This is a genomic window from Streptomyces sp. YS-3, assembly GCF_045257485.1.
Taxonomy (GTDB): Bacteria; Actinomycetota; Actinomycetes; order Streptomycetales; family Streptomycetaceae; genus Streptomyces.
Genome location: NZ_JBJHPC010000409.1, coordinates 1 through 6588, shown reverse-complemented (window position 1 = coordinate 6588; position 6588 = coordinate 1). Strand labels below are relative to the sequence as shown.

Sequence of the window (6588 nt, the reverse complement as noted above, 5' to 3'; positions counted from 1 at the left end):
GGGCATGTTCCGCCGCATCCTCCGGCGGCACATGCCCCGCCGCCAGCCGGCAGAACTCGACGCCGTCCAGGGCGATATGGGCCACCTCGTGGTCGGGGGAGCCGAGCGCCGCCGGGGAGTCCAGCGCGATGTACCAGTCACCGCCGCCCGCCCCCTCGATCTCCAGTCGGAGCGACCGGCCGGGCGAGCCCGCCGTGACGAGGCGGGCCGGTGGCGGTGCGAGGCCCGCGCGCCGCCGGGCCGCCAGCGCGTCGGGGAGGGTCCGTGCCGCGAGGTCTATCATCCGGTGGAGATGGGCGCCCGACGGCGGCTCGTACGGATAGTCGACCGCGTCCGCGATGTCCCCCGCGTGGATCCAGCACTCGAAGGCCCGGTCCAGCAGCGCGTCCCGGAGCGGGAGCGCGAAGTCGCCGTAGGGCACGGCGAGTTCGGCCGCGCCCCGCCCCGCGAACGACACCGTACGGATCAGCGTGTGCGTCTGCTCGCGCCACGGCTCCCGTACCGCCCGCGTCAGTGGATACCGCGTCGAGGTCCAGAACGCCTCCGTACGGGCCGTCGGCCCCGCCGGGAGGCCCGCGCCCGCCGGGTCCTCCAGACCCAGGGCGGCGGCCACCAGGCCGTCCACCGCCAGCAGATGGCCGATCACGCCCGCCACCGTGGTCCTGCGGTTCACCTGCCGCTCCCGCTCGAACCACTTCAGCCGCACCGGAGCGTGCCACTCCGCGTCGCCGAAGTCATTGAGCAGCGCGTCCAGCCGGGCGGCCTCCGCGTCGTAGGCGGACGCCCAGTCCGGCACGGGGATGCGGGCCGGGCGACGGCCCAGGCAGTTCTCCAGGACCCGGGACCGCAGCAGCGGGTCCAGGTCCAGGCTGCGGTCGGTGTGCAGCAGCCCCACCGCGTCCCGAAGCCGCAGCGCCTCGTCGGCGCAGGGCGCGCACTCGGTGAGATGTGCCTCCACGGCCTCGGTCTCCTCCGCCGAACACGCGGTCAGCGCCCACGCCCCGAGCAGCGACTTCAGTACGGCGTGCGAGCGGACCACGGGCTCGGGAACGGGTTCGGCGGCCGGGACCGGCGCCGGCAGGTGTGCGATGTCGTCCGCCGCCCGCCGCGGTGGCGGTATGCGCGGCGTGCCGTTCTCGTCGTCGGGCAGCGCGGGCCCCTGCTCCGCGGGCCCGTTCACAGGGCACGTCCGTAACCGGGCGGCGAGGAGCCCTCCGCCGGGCGGGTGTTCGCCGTGGACAGCAGCTGGAGCCCGAGCCGCAGCCGGCGCCGCGCCTCGTCCTCGCTGATGGAGAGGTCGGCGGCGGCCTGTCGGTAGTCGCGGCGCTGGTGGTACGCCAGCTCCAGTGCCTGCCGCAGCGGCGCCGGCATCGACGTCACGATGTAGTCGGCGCGGGCCGCGGCCGTGGCCCGCAGCACCTTGGCCTCCAGCTCCTCGGTGGAGCCGCCGTCCCGCGCGTACTGTGCCGCCTCGGACTGGCGCAGCCGCAGCACCGCCTGGCGCTGGGTGAGCTTGGCGACCCAGGAGCGCATGGAGCCCTGCTTGGGGTCGTACGCGTCCGGGTTCTCCCAGACGTAGCCGAACACCTCGCGGGTGATCTGGTCGGCGGCGGAGTCCTCGCCGAGCACGCGGTGGGCGAGGCTGTGCACGAGCGAGGCGAACCGGTCGTACAGCTCACCGAGGGCGGCTGCCTCCCCGCGCGCCAGGCGTTGTTGCATCCTGCGGTCCCAGCGAGGTGGTGCGTCCTTCGCCATGCGGCTCCCCAACCGTCTGCGCTTGTACCGTCGTGGGTTGTTTGTGGTTTTTGTCCAGACCCCTGTGTACTCGTGTCTCCTCGAATGTAGTGCGCCCGGCCCAGGAGGAGCGCTCGTTTACGGCAAGTGCGCCCCCGAAGGGGCAGGTCGTGGTAGGGGAAGGTGGTTTCGCGCGGTGTGGGCCGGGCAGGCGCCGGGCACGGGCGGGGGCCGACGGCACAGAGAGGTACCGGACGCGTGACGCTGATCGTGAACGAGGCCGAACAGGGCGGATGGGCCGTGGTGCGCGTCCGCGGCGAACTGGATCTGGTGACGTCGCCGCAGGTCAGGCATATGGTCCACGAGGTGGTGGCGGCGGGCCGGCACGATCTGGTGCTCGACCTGTCCGGCGTGCTCTTCTGCGACTCCAGCGGCGTGGGCGTGCTGATCGCCAGCCGCCGACTGATCCGCTCCTGTCAGGGCAGGCTCCGGCTGATCCTCCCGGCCCGGGGCGCGGAGGACGGCTCCCATGTGAACCGGGTGCTGGCGGCTCTGGGCGTGCGCCGCCTGTTCGACGTGTACGGGGACGTGGCGAGCGCGGCCCGCGAAGAGGCCGAGCCGCTGTCGGCCTAGGGCGAGTCGTCCCCTAGGTCTTCCCCGCGAACATCTCCCGCAGCCGGTACTTCAGTACCTTCCGCAGTGCCTCGTTGCGCGGCAGCGCCTCCACCACCTCCAGCCGCTCCGGCAGCTTGTGCACGGACAGGCCCTGCGCGCGCAGATGCGCGGTGACCTCGGCCAGGGTCAACGCGCCCGCCCCCGGCGGCTGTTCGACCACCGCGCACACCAGCTCCCCGCGCTCCGCGTCCGGCAGCCCGATCACCGCCGCGTCACCCACCCCGGGGTGGCGGTGCAGCAGGTCCTCGATCTCCTTCGCGGAGATGTTCTCGCCCTTGCGGATGATGATGTCCTTGAGCCGGCCGGTGAGGACCAGATAGCCGTCCTCCGTGAGGCGGCCGAGATCGCCGGTGCGCAGGAACCCGTCCTCGTCGAAGGCCCCGGCGTTCTGCGCCGGGTCCAGATATCCCCGGCACACGGCCTCCCCGCGCAGCCGCACCTCCCCGTCCACGATCCGGATCTCCATCCCCTCGGGCGGCCGTCCCTCCGTGGTGGCCAGCTTCTCGTCGGTGTCGTCCGGCGAGCCCATGGTGATCATCGGAACCTCGGTCATGCCGTAGCCGTGGGTGAGCCGCACCCCCATCTCGCGGACGACCGCGTGGTAGACCTCCGGCGGCTTGGGCGCCCCGCCGCCCGCGAGCAGCCGCAGTGAGGGGATGACCTTCTCGCCCGGCCGTTTGCGCTGCTCGGCCAGGAACATCGAGTAGAAGGCGGTCGACCCGCCCGCCACGGTCACACCGTGCCCGCGGTACGCCTCCAGTGCCCGCGGCAGCGCGAAGTGCTCGAACATCACCGCGGGGAAGCCGTACAGGAGCAGCATCACCGTGTAGTCGGGCCCGGCGATATGGGCGTACGGGAACGCCATCGAGCCCACGTCGTCGGCCGTCAGGTGCAGCGCGTGCGCCAGGCAGGAGCCGCCCGCGATCAGTGAGCGGTCGGTGTGCAGGACGCCCTTGGGATCGGAGGTGGTGCCCGAGGTCCAGTAGATCCAGCGGACGGCGGTGCCGTCCAGGGGCGGGGGCGGCAGGACGGCCGGATCGCCGTCCGGGAGCGTCCCGTACGCCTCGAAGACGCCCCGCGCGCCGAGCCGGGCCGCCATCGCGCCGTGGTCGAAGCCGCGCCAGAGTCCGGGCACGGCGAAGAACTCCGCGCCCGACTCCCGTAGCGCGAAGCCCACTTCGCGGTCGCGGTAGTACGGGATGACGGGTGACTGGACGGCTCCGAGGCGGGCGAGGGCGAAGGAGAGGAGCGCGGTCTCGATCCGGGTGGGCAGCTGCCAGGCGACCACGGTGCCGGGGCGCACGCCCATGCCGTACAGGCCCGCCGCCACCCGTTCGGCGCGGTCGTGGAGCTCGCCGAAGGTCAGGGCGCGGTCGTCCTGGAGCAGGACGGGCCGGCCGGGGGTGAGGGCGGCGCGCCGGGCGACCAGTTCCCACAGGGTGTGCGAGGCGCCCAGCGCGTGTGCGGTGTCGTTCACGTCGACCCCCAGGGAACAACGGTAGCTGACGGCTGGTCAGATCGTGGGCAGGAGCGTAGGGGCGACCGCCTTGTCGGTCCAGGGGTGCGGGGCTAGCCTGCGTTCTGACGATCCATCAGATATGCCCGCCGGGTGGAGGCCACGCATGACCGAACTGCCGCGCGTCGTCAGCGTCGACGACCATGTGATCGAACCGGCCCACCTCTTCGAGACCTGGCTCCCGGCGAAGTACCGCGAGCGGGGGCCGCGCCCGCTGACCGCCGGCATCGGGGAACTGGCCTACGTGGGCGGCAGGTACCAGATCGCCATGGACCCGGACGGGCCGCCGACGGACTGGTGGATCTACGAGGACCTGAAGTTCCCGTACAAGCGCAACATCGCCGCCGTCGGCTTCGACCGCGACGACATGACCCTGGAGGGCATCACCCGCGAGGAGATGCGGCGCGGCTGCTGGGACCCGAAGGCGCGGCTGGCCGACATGGACCTCAACCACGTCGAGGCCTCGCTCTGCTTCCCGACCTTCCCCCGGTTCTGCGGCCAGACCTTCGCGGAGGCGCACGACAAGGAGGTGGCGCTGGCCTGTGTGCGGGCCTACAACGACTGGATGGTGGAGGAGTGGTGCGGGGACAGCGGCGGGCGGCTGATCCCGCTCTGCCTCATCCCCCTGTGGGACATCGAGCTCGCCGTCGCCGAGATCCGCCGCAACGCCGCCCGCGGAGTACGGGCGGTGACCTTCTCCGAGATCCCCACCCACCTCGGCCTGCCGTCGATCCACTCCGGCTACTGGGACCCGTTCTTCGCGGTCTGCCAGGAGACCGGGACGGTCGTGAACATGCACATCGGCAGCAGCAGCCAGATGCCCGCCGCGAGCCCCGACGCCCCGCCCGCCGTGCAGGCCTCGCTGAGCTTCAACAACGCCATGGCGTCGATGATGGACTTCCTCTTCAGCGGGGTCCTGGTGAAGTTCCCGCGGCTCAGGCTCGCCTACTCCGAAGGGCAGATGGGCTGGATCCCGTACGCCCTGGAACGCGCCGACGACGTGTGGGAGGAGCACCGCGCCTGGGGCGGGGTCCGCGATCTGATCCCCGAGCCGCCGTCCACGTACTACTACCGGCAGATCTTCTGCTGCTTCTTCCGCGACAAGCACGGGGTGGCGTCGCTCGACGTGGTGGGACGGGACAACGCGACCTTCGAGACCGACTACCCGCACGTCGACTCCACCTTCCCGCACACCAAGGAGGTCGCCCTCGACCACGTCAAGGGCCTCGACGACGAGACGGTGTACAAGCTGATGCGCGGCAACGCGATCCGCATGCTCGGTCTGGAGCTGGACAAGGGCCGCCGGTAGTGGACCTCACGTACACCGAGGAGGAGGAAGGGTTCCGGGCCCGGCTGCGGGAGTGGCTGGCGGCCGTGCTGCCGGGGCTGCCGCCGAGGCCCGACCCGCTGGACTGGCCGGGGCGGCGCGCCTACGACACCGGCTGGCAGCGGATGCTGTACGACGCCGGGTACGCGCACGTGCACTGGGACACCTCCGCCACCCGGCGCCTGATCCTCCTGGAGGAGACCGAACGGGCCGGGGCGCCCTATGTCGGCGCCAACTTCGTGGGACTGCTGCACGCGGGCCCCACCATCGCGGCCGAGGGCACCGAGGAGCAGCGCGCGCGGTGGCTGGAGCCGGTGCTGCGCGGCGACGAGGTGTGGTGCCAGGGGTTCTCCGAGCCCGAGGCGGGCTCGGACCTGGCGGCGCTGCGGACCCGGGCGGTACGGGACGGGGACGCGTACGTGGTGAGCGGCGCCAAGATCTGGACCTCGCACGCGCAGGTCGCCGACTGGTGCGAGCTGCTGGTGCGCACCGACCCGGACGCCCCCAGGCACCGGGGCATCAGCTGGCTGGCGATGCCCATGGACGCGCCCGGCATCACGGTACGGCCGCTGCGCACGCTCGCCGGGTCGGAGGAGTTCGCCCAGCTCTTCCTGGACGAGGTGCGCGTCCCGGTGACCCATCGGGTGGGCGCCGAGAACGACGGCTGGCGCGTGACCATGGTGACCCTGTCGTACGAGCGGGGCACGGCCTTCGTCGGCGAGGTGGTCGCGTGCCGCCGCGTCCTGGTGGAGATCGCCCGCGCCGCCCACGCCAACGGGAGCTGGGACGACGACGGGATCCGGCGGCGGCTGGGCGCCCTGCACGCGGAGTTCACCGCGCTGTGGCGGCTGATCCAGTGGAACGTGAGCGAGTCGGAGCACAGCGGCGGCGTTCCCGGGACCGGCGGCTCGGTCTTCAAGCTGCGCTACTCGCACGCCCGCCAGGAGCTGTACGACGCCGCCGCCGCGGTCCTCGGCCCCGACGCCCTGGACCTCGGCCGCGAGTGGACCCGGGACCGGCTCTCCTCGCTCTCGTACACCATCGCGGCCGGCACCTCCCAGATCCAGCGGAACATCGTCGCCGAGCGGATCCTCGGCCTGCCGAAGGGGGGCCGCTGATGGACTTCCGGCTCAGCGAGGACCAGCGGGCGCTGCGGGCGGGCGTACGGGAGGTGCTCGCCCGGCGCTTCGACGCCGCCGCGCTGCGCGGCGCCGCCGACGGGGGAGGGCTGGACCGGAAGCTGTGGCGGGCGCTCGGGGAGGCCGGGTTCTTCGCGCTGCGGCTGCCGCCGGAGGCGGGCGGGGCCGGGCTCGGGCTGCCCGAGGCGGTGCTGCTC

General features: G+C 72.8%; 7 protein-coding genes. 4 read left to right on the top strand and 3 right to left on the bottom strand.

The annotated features are described in order from the left end of the window. Both ACJA3G_RS26665 and ACJA3G_RS26660 read right to left on the bottom strand, forming a co-directional pair. Window positions 1-1180 (bottom strand): zf-HC2 domain-containing protein (locus tag ACJA3G_RS26665; RefSeq protein ID WP_406555591.1); only part of this gene is annotated, 1180 nt, incomplete at its 3' end. Continuing rightward, window positions 1177-1755 (bottom strand): sigma-70 family RNA polymerase sigma factor, encoded by a 579-nt coding sequence (locus tag ACJA3G_RS26660; RefSeq protein WP_406555590.1) that lies wholly within the window; start codon window positions 1753-1755, stop codon window positions 1177-1179. The genes ACJA3G_RS26660 and ACJA3G_RS26665, both read right to left, overlap by 4 nt. 237 nt (window positions 1756-1992) lie before the next feature. On the opposite strand from ACJA3G_RS26660, the gene ACJA3G_RS26655 reads away from it, so the two are divergent. Beyond that, window positions 1993-2367, top strand: coding sequence for an STAS domain-containing protein (locus ACJA3G_RS26655; RefSeq protein WP_406555589.1), 375 nt, complete (start codon window positions 1993-1995; stop codon window positions 2365-2367). 13 nt (window positions 2368-2380) lie between these two features. Here the strand turns inward: ACJA3G_RS26655 and ACJA3G_RS26650 are convergent, their stop codons facing one another. Beyond that, window positions 2381-3886, bottom strand: a complete 1506-nt coding sequence (locus tag ACJA3G_RS26650) for a class I adenylate-forming enzyme family protein (protein ID WP_406555588.1) — start codon at window positions 3884-3886, stop codon at window positions 2381-2383. Between the two features lie 145 nt (window positions 3887-4031). Here ACJA3G_RS26650 and ACJA3G_RS26645 point away from each other — a divergent pair, with 145 nt between their 5' ends. The 3 genes from ACJA3G_RS26645 to ACJA3G_RS26635 form a co-directional block, all read left to right on the top strand. Beyond that, window positions 4032-5234: an amidohydrolase family protein gene (locus ACJA3G_RS26645; protein ID WP_406555587.1), complete on the top strand. Its 1203-nt coding sequence runs from the start codon at window positions 4032-4034 to the stop codon at window positions 5232-5234. After that, entirely contained in the window at window positions 5234-6370 is a 1137-nt protein-coding gene (locus ACJA3G_RS26640; RefSeq protein WP_406555586.1) for an acyl-CoA dehydrogenase family protein, read from the top strand. The genes ACJA3G_RS26645 and ACJA3G_RS26640 overlap by 1 nt, the downstream gene beginning before the upstream one ends. Next, window positions 6370-6588, top strand: a 219-nt coding sequence (locus ACJA3G_RS26635; protein WP_406555585.1) for an acyl-CoA dehydrogenase family protein, incomplete at its 3' end; no start/stop codon positions are given. The genes ACJA3G_RS26640 and ACJA3G_RS26635, both read left to right, overlap by 1 nt.

Excerpts from the sequence above, each read along its gene's own strand:
- ACJA3G_RS26660 (WP_406555590.1), bottom strand. The coding sequence starts at position 1,755 with ATGGCGAAGGACGCACCACCTCGCTGGGACCGCAGGATGCAACAACGC.
- ACJA3G_RS26645 (WP_406555587.1), top strand. The coding sequence starts at position 4,032 with ATGACCGAACTGCCGCGCGTCGTCAGCGTCGACGACCATGTGATCGAA.